The following is a 19918-nucleotide window of genomic DNA, read 5'->3' as shown; positions in this document are numbered from 1 at the left end:
TATATGATCTCCATCAGTCAAACATTGTTGGGTAGTGCGGGTTTCAATCTCATGAAATACCTACTGACTGTTTTTGTGCTAATCATCTGGGTGGAGGCTCACTCACAAAGCGTACCTGAAGTGGCTCAGACCCAATATGAAATCAACCGAACGGGTATGTTAGTTCTTGGTAGCTGGGCACTAATCAATCTGGGCAGTGGTATTTGTGGCAATGCCCAATTCTCCGGTCGGCAAAAGTATTTTCACCAGATGAACGCTATGTGGAATACAGTGAACCTTGGTTTAGCCACCGCCGGATATTTTGGCGCCAAGAGCTTAATCAACGACCCGAGTCTGTCTTCAGTAGTGCAGGAACAAATGAGTCTGGAAAATATTTTCCTGTTAAACACGGGTTTGGACGTTGGGTATGTAATGGCTGGTTTCTTTCTGAGAGAACGCTCCAAAAACAGCAGCAACAATAAGAATCGATTGGCTGGCTATGGAAACTCACTCCTACTGCAAGGTGGATTTCTCTTTGTTTTTGATTTGATGATGTATGGACTTCACCATAGCAATGCACCGTCAATCCTAAACCTCACGGACCAACTTAGTTTCCATTACATCGGCTCTGGGCTCTCCATCTCACTGAGGCTTTGATCCACAGCAGTGGCACGTGTATTAGATAGTACCAGTCGGTCAGTAGCACGCTTCATGGAATCAGAAATACCTGTGAAGAGCTCGATCCGTTCATTGAAGGATTCCATACCAGTAGACAATTCGGAAGCGGAACTGGCGATCTCCTCGGTACCAGCAGCCGTCTGCTCAGCTATCACCACGATGTTTTCTGATATCGACACTACAGAGTTGATGCGATTACTCTGTTCGTTTGATGCCTCTAATATCTCGCGTGAAAGCTCCAGCGTATTTTTAGAAGATTCGAATATCTTGTTGAAGGTATTCATAGCACCCCGCGACTTATCCTGCCCTATGGAGATGCGCTGAGTCATCTCATTCATAGATTTATTGGCTTCTGCAGTGTCTCGTTGCACATCGTGTACTAGCTTCTCTATTTCCTTCGCACTATTCTTAGAGTCTTCAGCCAGTTTTCTGATCTCCTCTGCCACTACGGCAAATCCCCGTCCTGCCTCACCAGCCTGTGCTGCTTCTATGGCGGCATTGAGTGCCAGCAAATTGGTTTGTGAGGATATTTCTGTAATGACACTTAGTGCTTTGCTGATCTCATCTGATCGTTTCTTCAGGATGTGCATGGATTCGTTAGACTTGGAAGCATAGTCTGCTATCTCAGCAATGCTGACCTGAATGGCATCTGCCATTTCAATGCCTTCTTCACTCAGCCCTGACCCATCTGAGGCCGTTTTGTTAATCTCTTCTGCTTTACTACCCACCTCTTTTGATGAATTGCGAATTTGCTCGATCAGGCTGGATGCTTCATCTACTTTTATCACTTGGGTCTGAGCCCCTGTGCTCATCTGGCCTATGGAAGATGCAATTTCGTTGGTATTGATACTCATTTCCTGACTGGTATACCCCATCTCTGCAGAAGAATCCTCTATCTCCCTGGCATTGATCACCACTCCTGATAGAATCTGCTCCAGATTGTCCAGTCCGGCATTGATATTCTCCTTCAGCCTACCGATATCCCCTTCAGAATTTTGGATGTACCTATTGGTCAAATCACCTTTGGAAAGGCTTTCAAAGATCTGATTCAGTTGGGAGATCGGCGTAGCGAAAGTGATCAACAGTTCGTTAATGGAGAAACTCAGTTCTTGCCATGCGCCAGACTTGTCCTTCACATCTACTCGCACGGCCAGGTTACCATTAGAGCCCGCCTCCTGGATTACTCGTTTGACAGCATCAATACCATCATTGAGTTGGTCACGCATGAGCACCAGCGATTTGCCCAGCACATCCTCATCACTTTTGATAGCATACTGCACGTCTAGGTTGCCCCGACCGACTTCCTGAGCAAAGTCACCGACTTCCTGAAGGGTCTGGATATAGCGGGCAAAAGACCTGAATACCTCCCCGATCTCATCATTTTTTGCAGTATATTTTTTTGATATTTCGATCCCTGTATTCCCGAGACCTAGCGTCTCCAAATCCGATGTGATCTACTGAATGGGCCTACGTACAAAATAGATTAGAAAATGGAAAATAGCGAGAACAGAAGATACTCCTATAGGAACGGCCCAATACAAGTGATGCAATCCAAAGTGGCCGGCAATAAAACCCAGAAAGGCTATTAACGCACAAACAAACACCACTCTGATACCCAATCGAAATAAGAAGGAGTTTCGCAATACGAAAAACAGTATCACGGCAAGGAACACCACGCTAGAAGCTATGGCAATACTAAATATGCCAAAATCACTCATAATATTTATCAGTTAAATCAAGTCAATGAGAACCGTGAGCAATTCATCCATAGCTAGGTAAATCTCTTATAATTCTATCATTCAACCAATTCTTATTAGTCGAACTACAGTGATTTCCCGCTAAGTAATCTTCCTTAAAAGATGAATGACGAAGATGTTCTGGCGATTGCATACTTTTGGCCCATGGACAAACCGGCATTTGACGATATCTTCATGGAACTGGCAGTCAATCTGGCTAAAAAGAGTCACTGCATCAAACGGCACGTAGGTGCTGTGCTGACAAAGGATACCAGGATCATTTCTATTGGCTACAATGGGCCTCCAGCCGGCACACACAACTGTGATGAGGAATTTCCCGAAGCAGGATGCCCGAGGGATTCGAAAGGAGGATGCTCTCTCGCCATTCATGCGGAGCAAAACGCCATCTTATATGCTGTAAAGAATAAGGCCACCGTAGAGGGGTCCACTCTTTACGTAACACTATCTCCTTGTCTGGCTTGTGCAAGGATTATCTACACAGCGGGTATAGAAAAGGTTATCTACCTCAATTCGTATGCAGAGCACAAGGGGATAGCAAATGACGAAGGTGTAGACTTCCTACGAAAGTTTGGGATTACTGTAGAGAAATACAACGGCCACATCGAACATGTGACCGAGCTCATCTGATCTTATTTTACTACAAGCTTTTCTGTCTTCAAGAAACCGGTAGAAGAGGCAATTTGAACTACATATAGTCCTTTGGTTAGTTGACCAACTTCAATGGCTTGTGAGTCGATGAAGCTGCCACAATCCACACTATTTCCATTAAGATCGATGAGTTTCCAACTCATATCTGCTGTTACTCCCTCCACATTTATTTGAGCTTGAGTACCGTCTACCACATTAGGGTAAAGTCGAACGGTACTTGCCGTCTTATCACCGCCGACAACCACTACTTTTAAATACACGTGGGTTCCATCAAAGTCCGTTTGACTCAACCTGTAATAAACCTTGCTGGCATGACTCGCAGCGTCCATATAGCTGTAGGACAACTTGGTATTGGAATCACCTGCACCAGCAATCTGTGCTATTTGCTGAAAATCCGTACCATTCAATGATTTCTCTAAAGTGAAGTAGTCGTTTGACTGCTCCGATACAGTGCTCCATTTCAATTCCGTACCTATTTGTCTGGATTCTGCTTCGAAGGACAAAAGTGAAACCGGCAAAGCCGTACACCCAGATCCACAGCATCCATCTGTACACTCTGAGTCAGTAGATGAGGAAGATACTCCAGCAAATGGATCATTAATAGTACCACCATACGAAAAGGTGCCATCACTTACGTCAATTGTCGCCGCCTGGGCATTGTCCACATTTCCAGTGACACTCACACTTCCACCACCATCTACAGATATGTCACTACCATAAGTATTGTTCAAATCTCCGCCTACGGAAACAGTTCCATTGTTCACGGTTACAGAGCCTTCATTTGCACCAGTTCCGTTTGGCTGCAGGCCATTGTTAAAGTCACCGGTAATTGTCAGAGTTCCTCCATTTTGGACCACAAGATCTGCCCTGTAATCATTATTCATATTGCCATTGATGTAAGCATCACTGTCATCTATCAAGAATAAAGATTGATCCTCGGTTTCCATATTGCCGCTGCTTACATTGAATTGACTACCATTAGTCAGGTTAATGTCAGCTTGAAAATCATTGAGGAACTTACCAGATGTCACGGTGAAAGTAGAATTATTGATGTTCAGGTTCGTTTCATTATCATTCTCAAAATTGCCCTGCACCACCGTAAATGATGCTCCATTGGTAATGTTTAAAGTACTCCGATAGTCGTTAAGCACGGTGGTACTAGAGGTATTGTTGACCGTAACAGTAACATTTGATATGTTGAAAGAAGTGACCGTTCTAACCTGGTTATACAATCTTCCTCCAGCATTAAGTGTTCCCCCTCCATTGATCGTGATGACACCTCCCTGATAACTAGATTGCAGCACACCTCCTACTGTAAGAACTACTCCAGGATTTATCGTTAAGGTAGCCGAATTGGAAATAGTCAGATTACCAGATATGGTCAGGTTACTGGAAATGGTACAGTTACTACTGATGGTTCTATCGCCAGTGACATTACCTGTGGGACATTGTGCCCACGCCGACAAACCAAGTAATAGGAGAGTTGAATAAAAAAATAGTGTCTTCAAAGTGTCGCAATCGTTAGTTGATAGTTGTAGGCAAAACACTTAGTTCTGCATTAAGCTATTTACCTATACAAATGTACGCATGCAACTCGTAATCAGATTTTTTTATTCGTTGAATTCCCCTATTTTCTTGATCGATTTAGAATAAGTGTGGATTTTACTCTTCTTTTAGTGCATCTACAGGGTTACTAGTAGCTGATTGGTACGTCTGATAGGAGATCGTAAGCAACGAAACCAGCGCCATAAGTACCAATGGGATTGCAATCAGCCCTACATCAATAGCTATGCGATCTACATAATCTTCTAGCCACTGCTGACCTAGGTAGTATGCTGCAGGAACGGCAAACAATGAAGCTATTAAGATCAACCTCAAAAAATACCTGGATACTCCAAAGAATATCTGTCCGATAGCCGCGCCCATAACTTTGCGAAGCGCAATCTCTTTACGCTTTCGTTCCAATACAAAAGCCGCCAATGAAAAAAGTCCCATACAAGCGATGAGGATGGCCAGAATAGAAAACCCGGTAAACAACATCCCAAATCTTTTTTCACTGTCATATAACCGTTGAAAGGAATCGTCCATAAACTGTCCTTCAATCGGGTAACCGAGTAGTAGCTGATCCCAGGTACTCTCGATATGACTAAGCGCCTCTGCTACATTTCCTTTTATTTTGATTGAGGCATAACCTCCGCCATACATCGTTTCTATATCCGCATTTCGTAGTACAATTGGGTAATCTCCACGTTTTGCAGATCGTGTAACAAAATTCCCAACTACCCCAATTACTTTAAAACTACCTTCGTCACCTCTGCTCAAGACCTGACCGATGGGCTCATCCCACCCCAGGTAATCTACCAGAGTTTGGTTCACCACAATACTCGCCGTATCGGTTACCAGATTCTCATCAAAAAACCTTCCTTCTCTGATCGTCAGTCCCCAGACATCCTTGATGTGTGCATCGACAAATATATTCAGTGGCCCAAAAGTGGTAGGGTTATCCCCAACAGTCTGATAGTTCCAATCTGCCATAAAATGAGACGGATACGTATTGGATGCTCCTACTTCTGAGATATTCGAATTGGACTCCAGTAGGTTTTTGAAAGCTCCGAACTGTTTACCAAGTTTTTTGGCTCCAGAGACAACATATACTTGATCTGCGTCCACCCCAAGTTGCCTATTGCTCATGTGCTGCAACTGCTGGTAGACAATGAATGTACCGATCATTAAAAACAGTGAAATGGCAAACTGAAGGACTACCAAGCCAGATCGTAATTTCCCACTTCCTCCCTGGACAGATTCTCCACGTAGTGCCGCAATCGGCTTGAATGAAGCTAGGTAACTAGCCGGATAAACACCCGCCAATAGACCCACCACCAGCCAAATACCCAAAAACCAGAACAAATTCTCGAGCGTCAACAAATCCGAAACCCCATACGAGATTTGGCTGATGTTATTGAAATATGGGATGAGTAGAATAGCTAACACAATACCCAGGACAATGGACAAACCGGCTATCAAGAACGACTCCAGCAAAAACTGCTGAGCTATTAAGCCTTTGACAGATCCTAGCACTTTGCGCATACCTATCTCTTTGGCCCGCAGCGAAGACTTGGCCGTAGACATATTGATGTAATTGATACAGGCAATGATCAATATGAACACAGCAACACTTGAAAAAATAACGAGGTACTGGAAATTAGTACCCTGACCTAACGACAGTCTTGGATAATGCAAATGAATTTCACTCATTGGCACCAGATTGAAGGAGTGGTTTTTCCCATCTGCCAGATACTCATCAAACGATTCATACTGCGAATAATGCTGAAGAATCTCCGGACCAATATACCGCTCGACAAAGTCAGGAAACTTGGCTTCAAGCTGTCTTGGATCTGCCTGTGGGGCCAGCTTGAGGTAAGAATAAAAGTTGTTTCCGGTCCACCAACCAACCGTGGCCCACTTTTCCCACGGAATAGGCACAATCACCTGGTAGGGTATGGTGGTGGTCTTGGGTGGATCCGCCACTATGCCACTAATGATGTAGTCTGTATCATCAGCATTGATCACTTGCCCCATGGCGTCCTGATCTGGAAAGATCTTTTTAGCCACACTCTCTGTGATGACTACTTTGTTTGCTCGATTCAGAGCGTTTTTAGCATCTCCTCTGAGAAAAGTTGCCGGAAAGACCTCAAAGAAGGTGGAGTCAGCAATGATACAGTTGGGTTGTATGATGTACTCGTCACCCACCTTCACCACGGCTTCAAACGTGCCATTCACCCGAGTGCCACTGACTATTTCCGGATAGTCCGCACGCATTTGTTTGACCAGACGAGCCGGCGTATAAGGTCCACCAGAGTTGATCGTCACCCGGTAGATGTTGTCCAGATCTGGAATGTGTCGATCATATCCAAGCTGGTAGCGCACGTGCATGGTAATGAGGATACAGCAAGCAATACCAATGGCCAGGCCGAAGACATTGAAGAATGACTGCAGCTTATTGCGAGCCATGTTTCTGAAAGAAATCTTAAAGTAGTTTTTGAACATTCCAATTGGACTTTTAGGTTGAACATCATCAAGATCCTTGACGTATCGCCAGCGAAAGAAGCGTACCACATTGTAGGTATACTGCCATCTGGCTTGGTTGGGAGAGTCCTGAAACTGACGCTCAAAGAGCTCCTGTAGGTCTCCCTCTATAGCTTCTGCATACCATGGTTTGCAGAACCACCTAAGTACCTTCAGGGCAAGTTTTGGAGGCTGTGGATTTGCTTTCACCTGTTCTGAAATAACACCTTGGGTATTTGACTAAACAGGGCATTTCGTACCTGATGGTTGATTTCCAACACCTGCACTCCCAAATCGGTGACTTTGAAAAAACGCTTTCTACGACCACCACGTTCAGCAGTGGCTCCACCTTGATAGGATTTTAGATAGCCCTTTTTCTCCAGACGGTCCAGCGCAGTGTGTACACCGCTGATATTGGCCTTGCGACCTGTTTGTGCTTCAATCTCATCCATTACCCGCACTCCATAAGCATTTTCGTTCAAAATGGCTGTGATCAACAGCACCAATTCCTCAAATTCACCAAGCTGAACCTTCTCCTCTCCCATATTTTTCATAATTGTAAATTAAATACGTAACCAAAAACAAAAAGGTTTCTTTCATAATTGTAAATTAAATATTTTTTTTCTGATTGACCTGCTATAAAAGAGAAAGTCCGGCCTCCTACTCGGAGAACCGGACATTCATCAATCTAACCAAACTAAACTAAAATGAAATATGAGAATGTTGTCTTTACTGTTTCATCAGGGTTTGAAGTCATTTCCCTCAAACCCATCCTGACCGTCTCTTTCGCCCTTCTTCTGATCTCTATCCGACTGATTGAGTCGATAATTGAGTGTAAGGATGAACTGAGGGCCTCTTCTCCACTGCCACTCCGACTCTGAGATGTAGTTGGAGGTCTCCGTTTCGAAGCGATACTTTCGTGAGTTGAACAAGTCTCTTACACTTAATGAAAGAGAGCCTTTTTTGTTCCACATATCTCGTGTAAACCCAAGGTCCAGTACCGTGATAGCTTCTCTTCTTCCCTGCGTGCGCTGCTCTGGTGCTCTGTAATTAAGGTTTACCTGGGCCGTAATCACATCTTTGATCTTGATGTTGTTGCTGATCCGAGTACTGAAGGTTACGGTCTCGGCATACAAAGATTCTCCGTAAGCTTCACCATCGGTCACTTGTCTGTAGAAGTTGAAATTACCAGTCAGACGGTACCATTCAGTGAAATCCTGATTGGCATTTACTTCTATACCATATGAATTTTGTACTCCAAGATTTTCCTCCCGGCTGACGACCACATTGTTGTCATCTGCGGGTCTGTTGACTCGCTGGATAGGATCGTCGGTGTGTCGATAATATACTCCATAGTAGATGGAAGAGTTATCAAAGTTTTGAAGAAAGCCAAATTCGTAAGAATCAGTAAATTCAGGCTGAAGTCCAGGATTTCCTACTCTGAAATTACGATTGTTGGTAAACGAACTCAATGGACTAAGATCCCTGTATCTCGGTCTGTTGATTCTTCTACTATAACTCAACTGCAGTTGGGATATTCCCCATACCTTGTAAGTGAAGAAGGCGCTTGGGAAGAAATTCGTGTAATTGAATGTCAGCGGATCTGAGTCTGTCAGGTCTGCATCAATGTCGGTGATTTCAGCTCTAAGCCCTAGCTGCCAGGAGATTTTGTCCAGTTCATCACTAACGATTCCATAAAAAGCGTGTACGTTTTCATTGTACTGAAAGTCAAAGGTGAATGTATCCAGCTGATTGTAAACGTCTCCATCCACTGATTCTTCTACCAGGTAGTCATTGTAGACTTCACGAAGTGTACTCCGGTATCCGACCTCTATTTTTGCTTTCTCTCCAAACGGACGTACATAATCCGCTTGTAACATCAGGCGCTTTTCACCCTGCACGTTGTCCACATTTTGGAATAACGTGCTATCAATCTCTGCCTGATTGGGACCGACCGATTGTTCAATGTCAGAAACTTCATTCTCATAATTATCCTGATATTGGATATTAGCGGTTAGCTGGTGGTCTTTGCGTTTGAAGTCACGTGTGTAGTTAATCGAATATTCAAGATTTTTATCTAGCTCTTCCTCGGTATCTTCTCTTAAAGTGTATAGACCAAGATTTCTGTTTTCGTCATAATCAGTCAGGGTAAGGTCGTTGTAATTAACATCCGTAGAATAGCGATAAAGAAACGAGCCAGTCAAAGTGCTATTTTCTCCCACATTGAAATCAGCTCCAAACCGCACATTGTTTGAAAACCCACCTCTGGATCGGTCATATAGCTGATCGGTATAATAAGTAGAATCTTCTCTAAAAAACTGCTGGTTGGTATAGCTGGTACCTGGAGCTCTGCGGTAATCAAACCCGTAGTTGACAAAGAAGTTAACCCATTTCTTTCTAAAATTTAGATTGATACCAAGCCCATGATTATGCGGCACACCAGTTGTGGCCTGAAAGCTACCGTTCAATCCTTTTTGCTCTTCCTTTTTCAGGATGATATTGATAATACCTGCCTGACCTTCTGCATCGTATCTAGCTGACGGATTGGTAATTACCTCCACACTCTCGATCAAATTACCTTGAAGTTGCCTCAGGGCATCACTACTCGATAGACCCACCAGACCGGAAGGCTTACCATTAATGAGGATTCTCACACTGGAGCTACCTCTTAGCTGCACATTACCTTCCACATCCACCGCCACAGAAGGGAGATTATCCAGCATATCGGCTGCAGACCCACCCAGGTTGCTCAAATCTTTTCCGACGTTGTACACTTTCTTGTCCAGGTTGAGCTGCATCTGAGTACGCTCTGCCTGCACCACCACTTCGTCCAACTCCTGATTGGATGGGTCCATTTTGATCGTGCCCAGGTCCCGGGTGTTTCCGGTTAGTTCCAAAGCCATCTCCCGAGTCTGGTACGTTACAAACTGGAAGCGCAGAGTGTATTTACCATTTTCTGTTTTGATCAGAAATTTACCATCCATATCGGTGACTGCTCCAGTCACCAGGCTTGAGTCTTGGTCCAACAAACTTACCGTAGCGTAGGACAGTGGCTCTGAGGTGGAGCCATCCATAAGGCTTCCGGTCACCGCACTCTGTGCATTCGCAAAGAACGATAATGGTATGAATAAGATGGTTAAAAGTCGATTGAGCATTACTGGAATTTTGTGCAAATGTAGAACCACAGTCTGAGTCAATTTTGTCCGAAATCTGAAGTAATTCTGAGGATTTTAATTTTCCTTCCGAATTGTTCGGGCTACCAACTAACCGTAAAGCAATGTTGTTTAACTTTTTGGGAATATTCTACAACAAAATGATGCTCTTCACAGATTCTTTTTACAATACTCAGACCTAATCCGAGCGAGTCTGGATTATCAGAAGCCTTCTTAAACCTTCTAAAAATGTCTTCTGGGTTTCCCTTGAGCGGTTCTCCAGTATTCATGATTTCCAGAGACCTGGCATCTAACCTCACAGAAATCTCACCACCAGAGTAGTTGTGCCTCACAGCATTGTTGAGCAGATTAGTTACGAGCAATTCCAAAAGGACCACATTTCCTTCTATGATAACCCCCGATTCCACTTCTGATAGGAGTTTGATCTCTTTCAGTTCAATCAGTTCTTTGAAATCAAACAGAAACCGGCTCACTAGCTGGGTCATATTTACTTTCGCAAAGTCAGAAAACTCCTGATTTTCAATTTTAGTGAGGAGCGATAATGAATTACCCAGCTTACTCAATCGTTTGATCGCTGACTGTGCAGATGAGATCAGCTCCATCTGATCTTCCGTTAGCTCATTGCTCTCCATCAGTAGTTCCAGCTTTCCCTGCGCTATGGACAGTGGTGTCTGGATCTCGTGCGAAGCATTTTCAGAAAACTCCTTCAATGCCAAATAATCTCTGCGAGCGCGACTCATCATGTCACTGATAAACTGATTGAGCTTTTTAAACTCTGAGGTCGTAGATTCTGGAAACTTCGTATCAAAGTCCTCTTTGACCGAGAAGTTCTTAATAATCGCCAGGGTCTTTTGAAAAGGTCCAAACACGTAAAACGATGCAATCAAGCTCAGAATAAGCGTAACCACACTTAGCAAGAGGTATGTTTTAATCATGGATTCTTGCACCGCATCCTGGATGTCATCTTCCTCCACCACCAGATCGAATAACATGATTTTATATACTTTGCCATTCACCCTTTTGATCACGTCCAGTTTAGAGTGCGGCTCGATGCGCTGAAGGGTGATATGAGTCACCAAGGTATCTGAAAACACTGGTTCTGTTTCCTGAACCGTACTATCCATCGGAGTGATGACAATTTTCTCTCTCCTGATTTCTTCTGTAGGCATTCTACGCTCCAGGTATCTAATGGCTGATTGCAAGCGTTCTTCGAGAAAGTACTGCTCTTCAAGTTCGATTTCTCGACTCATGGCGTTGAAGGAGAAGGTAGCTCCGATAACAAACACCACCGATGCGATGAGCATAAAAAAGAACGTGATTTTAACAATCAGTTTCATGCGGTCTTTTTGAATTTATAGCCCACACCATACACGGTATGGATGTAGTCATTGCCTCCTGCCTGGGCAATCTTTTTACGCAAATTCTTTATATGCTGATAGACAAAGTCAAACGAATCCGCAGTGTCCATATAATCTCCCCAAAGATGCTCCGCGATGGACTGCTTGGTAAGCACCCGGTTTTGATTCAGCAGTAGATACTGAAGCATTTCAAACTCTTTTCTGGTGAGGTCAAGCAGTTCGTCATTGACCTTCACCTCAAAATTATCGGTATTGAGCACGATCTCTTCAAAATTCACCGTGCTGTCTCCTTGTTGATTTTTTCTCCGAAAAATGGCTTTCAACCGTGCATTTAATTCAGCCAGATGAAAGGGTTTGGCCAAATAGTCATCGGCTCCCAGGTTGAGACCTTTCAGCTTGTCATCCAGCGCATTCTTGGCAGAAATGATCAACACACATAGATCTGGCCAGTTTTCTTTGATGGCTTTCAACAGATCTAACCCATTACCATCTGGCAGCATCAAATCCAGCGCCACCAGATCATACTGATAGGCATATAATTTTTCTACCGCCTGCTGATAGTTAGCGGCTACTTCACACACATATCCTTCCTGATTGAGATAGGTCCGTATATTGGTACTTAATTGCTCGTGATCTTCTACGACTAGCAGTTTCATAACAGGCGAAAATATACTTCATTTCTGAAGGAAATTTGAATCAGGCTTTGGAGCGGAATTGGAGCTTCCCAAAGAAGCTAACGGCCAAGGTGATAAAACCAACCACTGTCACCGAGCTGAGTGGCATGAGAATGGCCGATACGACAGGTGTGAGATTTCCGGTCACGGCAAAAGACAAACCAACGATATTGTAAGCAAATGAAATCACAAAAGCGGCAATAACTACGCGCATGACCCATTTGGAGAATGACAACACAGACTGCACCTGATCAATAGAATCAGCCTCTATCAAGGCATCACAGGCAGGACTAAACTGATGTACATCTTCACACACGGCAAACCCAACGGAAGCAGTTTTCAAAGCTCCCGCGTCATTCAGTCCATCGCCAATCATCAATGCCTCAGTATTGAGATCTTTCACATAGGCATATTTATCGGCAGGTTTTTGATGAAAATAAAGCTCGTCAAAATAGGGCGATAGGTTTTCCCGCTCACTGGCATTGTCACCAGATAGCAAATGCAATTTGAACCTCCTTTTGAGCAACTTGAGTGCTTCAAATATACCTTGTCTGTATCCAGATTTAATTCTAAAATAACCTTTATAGTCTGCTCCTACCCTAAGGTGAACCCTGGTTTCTTTAGAGTGGCTCTCCTCTTCTATTCCCATCCATTCTGAAGATCCTAGCTTAACTGTTTCTCCACCTACTTGTGCTTGCACACCTTTACCAATCTCTTCGTGAAACAAGTCTAAAGCTAATTTCTTGACAGAATCATCGTAGTGTCTGGAAATGAGTTTGCTCAATGGATGAGCGCTATTGGATGTGATGGTTTTAACATAAGATTTGATGGTTTCATCCAGCTCCTTACCTACAAATCGGATTCCATCTGAGCTATTGCGTGTGAGCGTGCCTGTCTTATCAAATACCAATTCCTTGATGGAAGCAAGGCGCTCGACGACCGGAGCATTTTTTAAATAAACGCCCTTCCTACCCATTATTCGCATACCGTGGCCCAGAGCAAAAGGTAACGCCAGCGCCAGCGCACATGGACAAGCCACAATCAGCACGGCTGCTACGACATCCCACATTTTGGTCGTATCCATCAAATACCAGTAGGTCCCGGTCCCCAGTGCCAACGCGATAATAATCAGGGTAAAGTACTGACTCACCTTGTCTATCAGTGTTTCATACTTTCTATTGTTATTCGCTTCACTGTCGTTCCATATTTGGGTGAGTTCACTGTTGTCTACGGCTTTCTCTAGTAGTAAATGAAGTTGGCCACCCTTTTGCCGTCCACCAGCAAACACTCGCTCTCCCACTTGCTTAGAGACTGGTTCAGATTCACCAGTTACGAAGCTGTAATCAATATTGCCACTACCAGAAACCACCAGGGCATCAGCTGGAATGAGCTCCAGATTGTGGATCACAATCTTATCACCTGGCTTAAGGTCCTGCAACATCACATACTCCTCAGCATCTTTTCTGACCCTTAGCACTGAAACTGGAAAATAGGACTTGTAGTCACGCTCAAAGGACAATGCCTGATAGGACTTGTTTTGATACCACTTCCCCAACAGCAGGAAAAAAACCAGACCATTCAATGAGTCCACATAGCCAGGTCCTGTGCCTGTGAGAATTTCAAATGCACTCCGACCAAACAAGGTCAATATGCCCAGGGATATAGGCACGTCTATGTTGAGGTATTTATGGGTGATTCCTGCCCATGCACTCTTGAAATAATCCTGAGCAGCATAGAAGAATACAGGAAGGGCCAGAACCAGGTTGATCCAGCCAAATAGTTCTTTGAAAACACTCTCGATCTGAAAGTCCGCATCGAGATACTCAGGCAGACTAATTAGCATGCTGTTACCAAAGCAAAAGCCCGCCACGGCTATCTTCATGCCCAGTCCACCAGTAGATTGTGATTTTTTGGGTGATTCTAGATTTTCCAGATTGATCAATGGTGGGTAGCCCAGAGTGGCCAGCATCACCACCACCTGTCTCAGAGCCATCTCATTTAAGAAAGAGACGACAATCTCCTTTTTGATGAAATTAACCTCTGCTCTGAGAACCCGTGGGTCGAGTTTGGGGAGATGCTCCAGTAAGTAAATGCATGAGCTGCAGTGAATACCCGGTAGGTACAGCTTTACCACTGATTGTTTCTCGTCATGAAATCTCAGCAGCTTACTCACCACATCAGGTGCGTCCAGGTAAGCATACTTGCGGTCTATGATGCTCTGATCTTCTACCTTACCTGCCTTTAAGTCACCGTTGGCGTAGTACTGCTGCAAATCACTCTGCTGAATCAGCTCATAAACTGCCTGACACCCATGACAACAAAACGAGTGCTCATCAAACCGAATCACATCCGATTCACAAGCATCCCCGCAATGGAAGCATTTCACCACAGTAGTAGATTCTGACATCAACACTAAGCTACAAGAGTTTTGGCATTAATCAATCCATTGGGCACCACCAGAACAGGTGCGTGGCAATTAGAAATGATATCGGATGTATGACTGCCAGGGTTATTGTCCACTCCATTGCTGTTCACCCCGATGATCACCAAATCAAAGTCATTTTCCTGGATGTGCTGACAAATTTCCTGCTGAACGGCACCCCCAAGAATGAGCGGATGATAGGACACCTTATACTGACTGTGCAAATCCATACAGAAAGCATCCATTTGCACTTTGATTTCATCTATGGTATTGAGATCCTTAATGTCCAGTTCTCCTTTTCGACTATCGAATTTGGCGCTAGATGGGAAGACATGCAGCAATGTGATATCCGTATAACCTGGCTTGGCCATACTAGACCCCAACTGCACGGCATTCCACGCCGCTGGAGAAAAATCTGTGGGAATAAGAATATTTTTAAATGCCTGCATTTTTTCCTAATCTTATAGGCAAAACTATCTTGTTGCGTTTAGAGGCATTCTGATGGCAGTCAGAGTGAAAACTGAAAAAAATCAGTACCTCTACTCCTATTTTTTTGATATTGTGTGAGATGAAACTGACTTAAATCATGGAGCTGTCAAGTGAGTATTTGATGTCTAGAAGCGGCCTGGAGCTCCTCAACAAAATCTTCTTAAGTGCGGGTGAAGGCATTATCATAGTGAATGCCCAGGGGGAAATAGTCATGGCCAACAAACGCTCGGAAGAGCTCTTTGGGTACAACGAAGCAGAATTATTGGGGAAAGTAATCGAAAACCTCATCCCAAAGGAATACCATAAAAAGCATGTAAAGTATCGTAAAGACTATGTAGAAGAACCCAAATCCAGACCTATGGGAATCGGCCGGGACCTGGTAGGGTTGAAGAAAAATGGCGACACTTTTCCTCTGGAAGTGAGTCTGAGTTTTGTCACTCACCAGGATCAGAAGCTAGTGGTGGCTTTCATCACCGACATATCCACACGAAAACAACAGGAGGCGGCGCTGGCTGAGAGCAGAACCCAGCTAGAGCAACATGCACAGAATCTGGAAGGCAAAGTACGAGAGCGCACCAAGGAACTCGAACATCTAAACCTGGGATTGAAAAGTCAAATTCGTGAACGAAAACTAGCCGAGGCAGCTCTCAAAGAGAGTTTTGAAGAAGTAAAGAAAGCGGAGAAGGAGATCCTCAAAGCACTGGCCAAAGAAAAGGAACTCAACGAACTCAAATCTCGGTTCATTTCCATGGCCAGCCATGAATTTCGCACTCCACTAACGACCATATTGTCTTCCGCCAACCTGATCGGCCGGTATCCTGAAACTGACGATCAGGATAAGCGGATCAAGCACATCAATAGGATCAGAGTTTCTGTGCAGAACTTGACCAATATTTTAAATGACTTCCTTTCTCTGGAGAAACTGGAAAGCGGTGCCATTTCATTGAAGATCGTTCAGTTTTCCTTAAAAGAACTGTATGATGAAATCATGGAGAGCATGGGGTTAACGCTCAAACCGGGACAGGAGATTCAGTCAAACTTAGCTCCTGAGCTCTATCAGATCATTTCTGATCAGCACCTGATCAAAAACATCTGTTTGAACTTGCTCTCCAATGCCATCAAATACTCTCCCGAGAACTCTACGATAGTCTTCAATGTGAGTGAGGTCAATGATTCGGAAATAAGGATTCAGGTAAAAGATGATGGGATCGGCATCCCGAAAAAAGAACAAAGCCAGCTGTTTCAGCGCTTCTACAGAGCCGAAAATGCCACCAACATTCAGGGCACCGGTCTTGGACTCAACATTGTCAAAAGATACCTGGACTTATTGCAGGGAGATATTAGTTTTACGAGTAAAGAAGGACTTGGAACCGAGTTTATTGTTAATTTTCCGTATCGTAAACCCTAGTATTTTTTAAGCAGCTTCCATGAAGAAAAAAATTCTCATAATAGAAGATCAAACAGAGGTAAGAGAGAACATCGAGGAATTATTAGAGCTCTCAAACTATCACCCCATTACTGCTGAAAATGGTAAAATAGGCGTAAAAAAGGCTCTGGACGAACGGCCGGACCTGATCTTGTGCGATATCATGATGCCAGAAATGGATGGCTATGAAGTGCTCTATCTCATCAGTAAGCGACCGGAGATTTCCTCTACGCCGTTTATATTCCTTACCGCCAAATCAGAGAAATCAGATTTCCGAAAAGGTATGAACCTTGGCGCGGATGATTACATCACCAAGCCCTTTGAAGAGATGGAGCTGCTGGGTGCGATAGAGCGAAGGCTCAACAAATACGAAAAGCTCTCCGCCAAAGATGAACTCACAGAGTTTGTCAAGCAGGCCAAAAGCTACGCGGAGTTAGAAGACCTGGAAACCAACAGTAAAACACGCCGATTTAAGAAAAAAGACATTCTTTACCGACAGGGTGATTTTGCCTCCTATGCCTACAAGATCAAAACGGGCAAGGTGAAGATCTTTCAAATCAATCAGGACGGTAAGGAATTCATTATTGATATACTCACTGAGGGACAATTCCTTGGAGAAAACGCTCTCATACAGGACACAGACCGTACCGAATTTGCTCAGGCACTGGAAGATACCGAGGTGATCATGATTCCAAGAAAAGAATTTCAGGACCTCATTTTTCAAAACCGAGAAGTCTCTGGTAGATTCATCAAAATGCTATCCAAAAACCTACTGGAAAAAGAAAGCAGTCTCATGGAAATGGCCTATGACACTGTTCGGAAACGTACTGCTGATGCGCTAATGAAGCTGTACAACACCTACAGTGATGGCAAAGGTGGCCCAGCAAAGTTTGAAGTCTCAAGAGCAGATCTGGCAAGCATGGTCGGTACAGCCACTGAATCAGTAATCCGCATGCTTTCAGAGTTCAAGAAAGATGGCTTCATCAAAATTGAGGGAAGCACCATCCACGTACTCGACCCGGACAAGGTAGCTGCCATTCGTTTTTAGAAAAGTCAATTGGTCGACTGACAATTATCAGGTTCCAGGCCTCCAGATGGGTTTTTCTTTGTACCATGGAAAACCTGATCAAGAAGTACAATGTCCCGGGACCAAGATATACCAGTTATCCTACGGTTCCCTTTTGGGAGATTGAAAAGCATTCAGAAAAGGATTGGAAACAGGCTGTAAAAGATGGTTTCTGGCGTAGTGGAAAAGAGATCAGTCTATACATTCATCTTCCCTTTTGTGAAAGCCTATGCACTTACTGTGGGTGCACTACCCGAATCACCAGGAACCATGGTGTAGAGTCCAGGTACATTAAATACCTCCTGAAGGAATGGAGTATTTATCTAAATACCTTTTCCGCCAGACCAATCATTAAAGAGATCCATCTCGGCGGAGGTACACCCACTTTCTTTTCTGCAGACAACCTGGAATTGCTCATCAACGGAATTCTGGAAAATGCAACTTTGGCAGACAATTACGAGTTTGGCTTTGAAGGTCATCCGGGAAATACTACCGAAGAACACCTCAAAACATTGTCCAGACTTGGATTCAGGAGAATCAGTCTCGGCATTCAGGATTTTGATCCGGAGGTACAGAAAGTCATCAACCGCAAACAGAGCTTTGAGCAAGTAAGAGCCGTGACCAGCCTGGCTAGAAAGTACGGTTTCAAAAGCATCAACTTTGATTTGATATATGGCCTACCCAAGCAGACAACCCGCAGTGTAGCCAAGACCATTGAGCAAACGATCCAGTTGAATCCCAGCAGGATAGCTTTTTATGGATATGCACATGTGCCCTGGGTAAAAGCCGCTCAGACGTCTTTTGAAAAATACCTACCACAACCGGAGGATCGTGCAGGGATGTACCAATTGGGGAAAAGACTCCTTACTGCCGCGGGTTACTATGACATAGGCATGGACCACTTTGCCCAGCACCATGACAAGTTGTATCAGGCATTCGATCAGGGGCAGCTGCATCGCAATTTTATGGGCTATACCACGCAGGACACTGATTTGCTCATCGGTCTGGGTATGAGTTCAATCAGCGACAGCTGGACAGCATTCAGCCAAAACGAAAAACTTCTATCCAGGTATTATGAGCGATTGGACAGTAATGAACTTCCCATCACCAAAGGTCACCAGCTAACTGTGGAAGACCTTAAAATCAGGAAACACATCCTGAATCTCATGTGTAAATTCGAAACCCGATGGACAGCCAGCGAATTGTTGGAAATTGGTATCGGATTTAATGTGGAGCTCATGAACAACCTGATGAATGATGGGCTGATTGAATGGGACGAATATGGCGTGCAGATTTTAGATGCCGGAAGACCTTTCATTAGGAATATCTGTATGGCACTGGATGCCCGGCTATGGAATGCTCAGAAGTTCTCCAGGTTTAGCCAGACGGTATAAGAATTTTTACTTTCGTGTACATATCTAAGGCTTATCAAGAAATTGGTAAGCCTTTATTATTTTGTGCGCTAAACAATTTTTGGCATCAGAGTTGAAGTCCCAACCAACATGAGATTACCGTTATTGCTTTTACTAAGTGTGGTCACCAGCCAATTGTATGGACAAGTAAGCTCCAGACAACACGAAATCAGCATATCATCCAGTGAGTTTGCCATTAAAGGTGCTACTAATGTGAATCATTTTGAATGCAGGCTAGAAAACTACGTACCTCACGATACCCTGGACATCAGGAGTTCATGGGATCAGCACTCAATTAAGTTTACTAACCTGGTCCTATCCTATCCGGTGGCCGTATTTGACTGTGGGCTTGAAGCGATGAACCAAGACATGCAACAGCTACTCAATAGCGAAGAGCATCCCCTGATGCACCTCCACATCAAAAAAATTACGCTCAAGGACAATCAGAAGGCTATTGAAACCCTTTATGTCAACTCACTGGTAGATCTGACTGTCGGCGGTGTGAAACAAGAGGTAAGAGTAAACGACGGTATCGTCACCAACCATTCGGAGACTTCATTGACTTTTTCAGGATCTGTGGAGCTCAACATGCGTGACTTCAACCTGGAGCCACCCGTTAGGTTTTGGGGAATGGTGCAGGTGAAAGAACAGCTCACCGTAGCATTTGCAGTGAGAATGGAAGTGAAGACGCTTTGAGGAGTTCATTCGGTATCATCTTAAATAAATAATAAACTCTTACAGTCAAATAAAAAAAACTCTACCAACCATAGC

16 protein-coding genes are annotated in these 19918 nt (G+C 44.0%); 6 read left to right on the top strand and 10 right to left on the bottom strand.

The genetic code is table 11. The annotated features are described in order from the left end of the window. Positions 1 to 51 precede the first annotated feature (51 nt). Positions 52 to 636, top strand: a complete 585-nt coding sequence (locus ACO067_RS21060; protein ID WP_421877897.1) for a DUF6992 family protein — start codon at positions 52 to 54, stop codon at positions 634 to 636. Here the strand turns inward: ACO067_RS21060 and ACO067_RS21055 are convergent. Both ACO067_RS21055 and ACO067_RS21050 read right to left on the bottom strand, forming a co-directional pair. Beyond that, on the bottom strand, positions 597 to 2099 hold the full coding sequence (locus ACO067_RS21055; protein WP_421877895.1) for a methyl-accepting chemotaxis protein: 1503 nt from the start codon (positions 2097 to 2099) through the stop codon (positions 597 to 599). The two genes, ACO067_RS21060 and ACO067_RS21055, sit on opposite strands and share 40 nt — an antisense overlap. A gap of 12 nt (positions 2100 to 2111) precedes the next feature. Further along, the gene (locus tag ACO067_RS21050; RefSeq protein WP_421877893.1) at positions 2112 to 2375 is read right to left on the bottom strand and encodes a hypothetical protein; all 264 of its coding nucleotides are present in this window, start codon (positions 2373 to 2375) and stop codon (positions 2112 to 2114) included. Positions 2376 to 2558: 183 nt separating this feature from the next. Here ACO067_RS21050 and ACO067_RS21045 point away from each other — a divergent pair, with 183 nt between their 5' ends. Then, positions 2559 to 3041, top strand: a complete 483-nt coding sequence (locus ACO067_RS21045) for a deoxycytidylate deaminase (RefSeq protein WP_421878334.1) — start codon at positions 2559 to 2561, stop codon at positions 3039 to 3041. 2 nt (positions 3042 to 3043) lie between these two features. On the opposite strand, the gene ACO067_RS21040 is transcribed toward ACO067_RS21045, so the two are convergent. The 8 genes from ACO067_RS21040 to ACO067_RS21005 form a co-directional block, all read right to left on the bottom strand. Next, on the bottom strand, positions 3044 to 4570 hold the full coding sequence (locus ACO067_RS21040; RefSeq protein WP_421877891.1) for a T9SS type A sorting domain-containing protein: 1527 nt from the start codon (positions 4568 to 4570) through the stop codon (positions 3044 to 3046). 154 nt (positions 4571 to 4724) lie between these two features. Beyond that, positions 4725 to 7337, bottom strand: a complete 2613-nt coding sequence (locus tag ACO067_RS21035) for an ABC transporter permease (RefSeq protein WP_421877889.1) — start codon at positions 7335 to 7337, stop codon at positions 4725 to 4727. Continuing rightward, the gene (locus ACO067_RS21030) at positions 7334 to 7681 is read right to left on the bottom strand and encodes a PadR family transcriptional regulator (RefSeq protein WP_421877887.1); all 348 of its coding nucleotides are present in this window, start codon (positions 7679 to 7681) and stop codon (positions 7334 to 7336) included. Before ACO067_RS21030 ends, ACO067_RS21035 begins: the two co-directional genes overlap by 4 nt. Before the next feature lie 186 nt (positions 7682 to 7867). Then, on the bottom strand, positions 7868 to 10282 hold the full coding sequence (locus tag ACO067_RS21025) for a TonB-dependent receptor domain-containing protein (RefSeq protein WP_421877885.1): 2415 nt from the start codon (positions 10280 to 10282) through the stop codon (positions 7868 to 7870). A gap of 101 nt (positions 10283 to 10383) precedes the next feature. Further along, positions 10384 to 11637, bottom strand: a complete 1254-nt coding sequence (locus ACO067_RS21020) for a sensor histidine kinase (RefSeq protein WP_421877883.1) — start codon at positions 11635 to 11637, stop codon at positions 10384 to 10386. Beyond that, positions 11634 to 12314: a response regulator transcription factor gene (locus tag ACO067_RS21015; protein ID WP_421877881.1), complete on the bottom strand. Its 681-nt coding sequence runs from the start codon at positions 12312 to 12314 to the stop codon at positions 11634 to 11636. Before ACO067_RS21015 ends, ACO067_RS21020 begins: the two co-directional genes overlap by 4 nt. Before the next feature lie 40 nt (positions 12315 to 12354). After that, entirely contained in the window at positions 12355 to 14739 is a 2385-nt protein-coding gene (locus ACO067_RS21010) for a heavy metal translocating P-type ATPase (RefSeq protein WP_421877879.1), read from the bottom strand. Between the two features lie 5 nt (positions 14740 to 14744). Further along, the gene (locus ACO067_RS21005; protein WP_421877877.1) at positions 14745 to 15203 is read right to left on the bottom strand and encodes a universal stress protein; all 459 of its coding nucleotides are present in this window, start codon (positions 15201 to 15203) and stop codon (positions 14745 to 14747) included. A 137-nt stretch (positions 15204 to 15340) separates the two neighbouring features. Here ACO067_RS21005 and ACO067_RS21000 point away from each other — a divergent pair, with 137 nt between their 5' ends. The 4 genes from ACO067_RS21000 to ACO067_RS20985 all read left to right on the top strand — a co-directional run bounded on the left by ACO067_RS21000 (position 15341) and on the right by ACO067_RS20985 (position 19843). Beyond that, on the top strand, positions 15341 to 16651 hold the full coding sequence (locus ACO067_RS21000) for an ATP-binding protein (RefSeq protein ID WP_421877875.1): 1311 nt from the start codon (positions 15341 to 15343) through the stop codon (positions 16649 to 16651). Between the two features lie 19 nt (positions 16652 to 16670). Next, entirely contained in the window at positions 16671 to 17717 is a 1047-nt protein-coding gene (locus ACO067_RS20995) for a response regulator (RefSeq protein ID WP_421877873.1), read from the top strand. A 65-nt stretch (positions 17718 to 17782) separates the two neighbouring features. Then, entirely contained in the window at positions 17783 to 19129 is a 1347-nt protein-coding gene (hemN, locus tag ACO067_RS20990; RefSeq protein ID WP_421877871.1) for an oxygen-independent coproporphyrinogen III oxidase, read from the top strand. A 108-nt stretch (positions 19130 to 19237) separates the two neighbouring features. Continuing rightward, positions 19238 to 19843, top strand: coding sequence for a YceI family protein (locus ACO067_RS20985; RefSeq protein WP_421877869.1), 606 nt, complete (start codon positions 19238 to 19240; stop codon positions 19841 to 19843). Positions 19844 to 19918 lie beyond the last annotated feature (75 nt).

Source organism: Marinoscillum sp., assembly GCF_965229915.1.
GTDB lineage: Bacteria > Bacteroidota > Bacteroidia > Cytophagales > Cyclobacteriaceae > Marinoscillum.
This window is presented reverse-complemented; position numbering and strand designations above follow the sequence as displayed.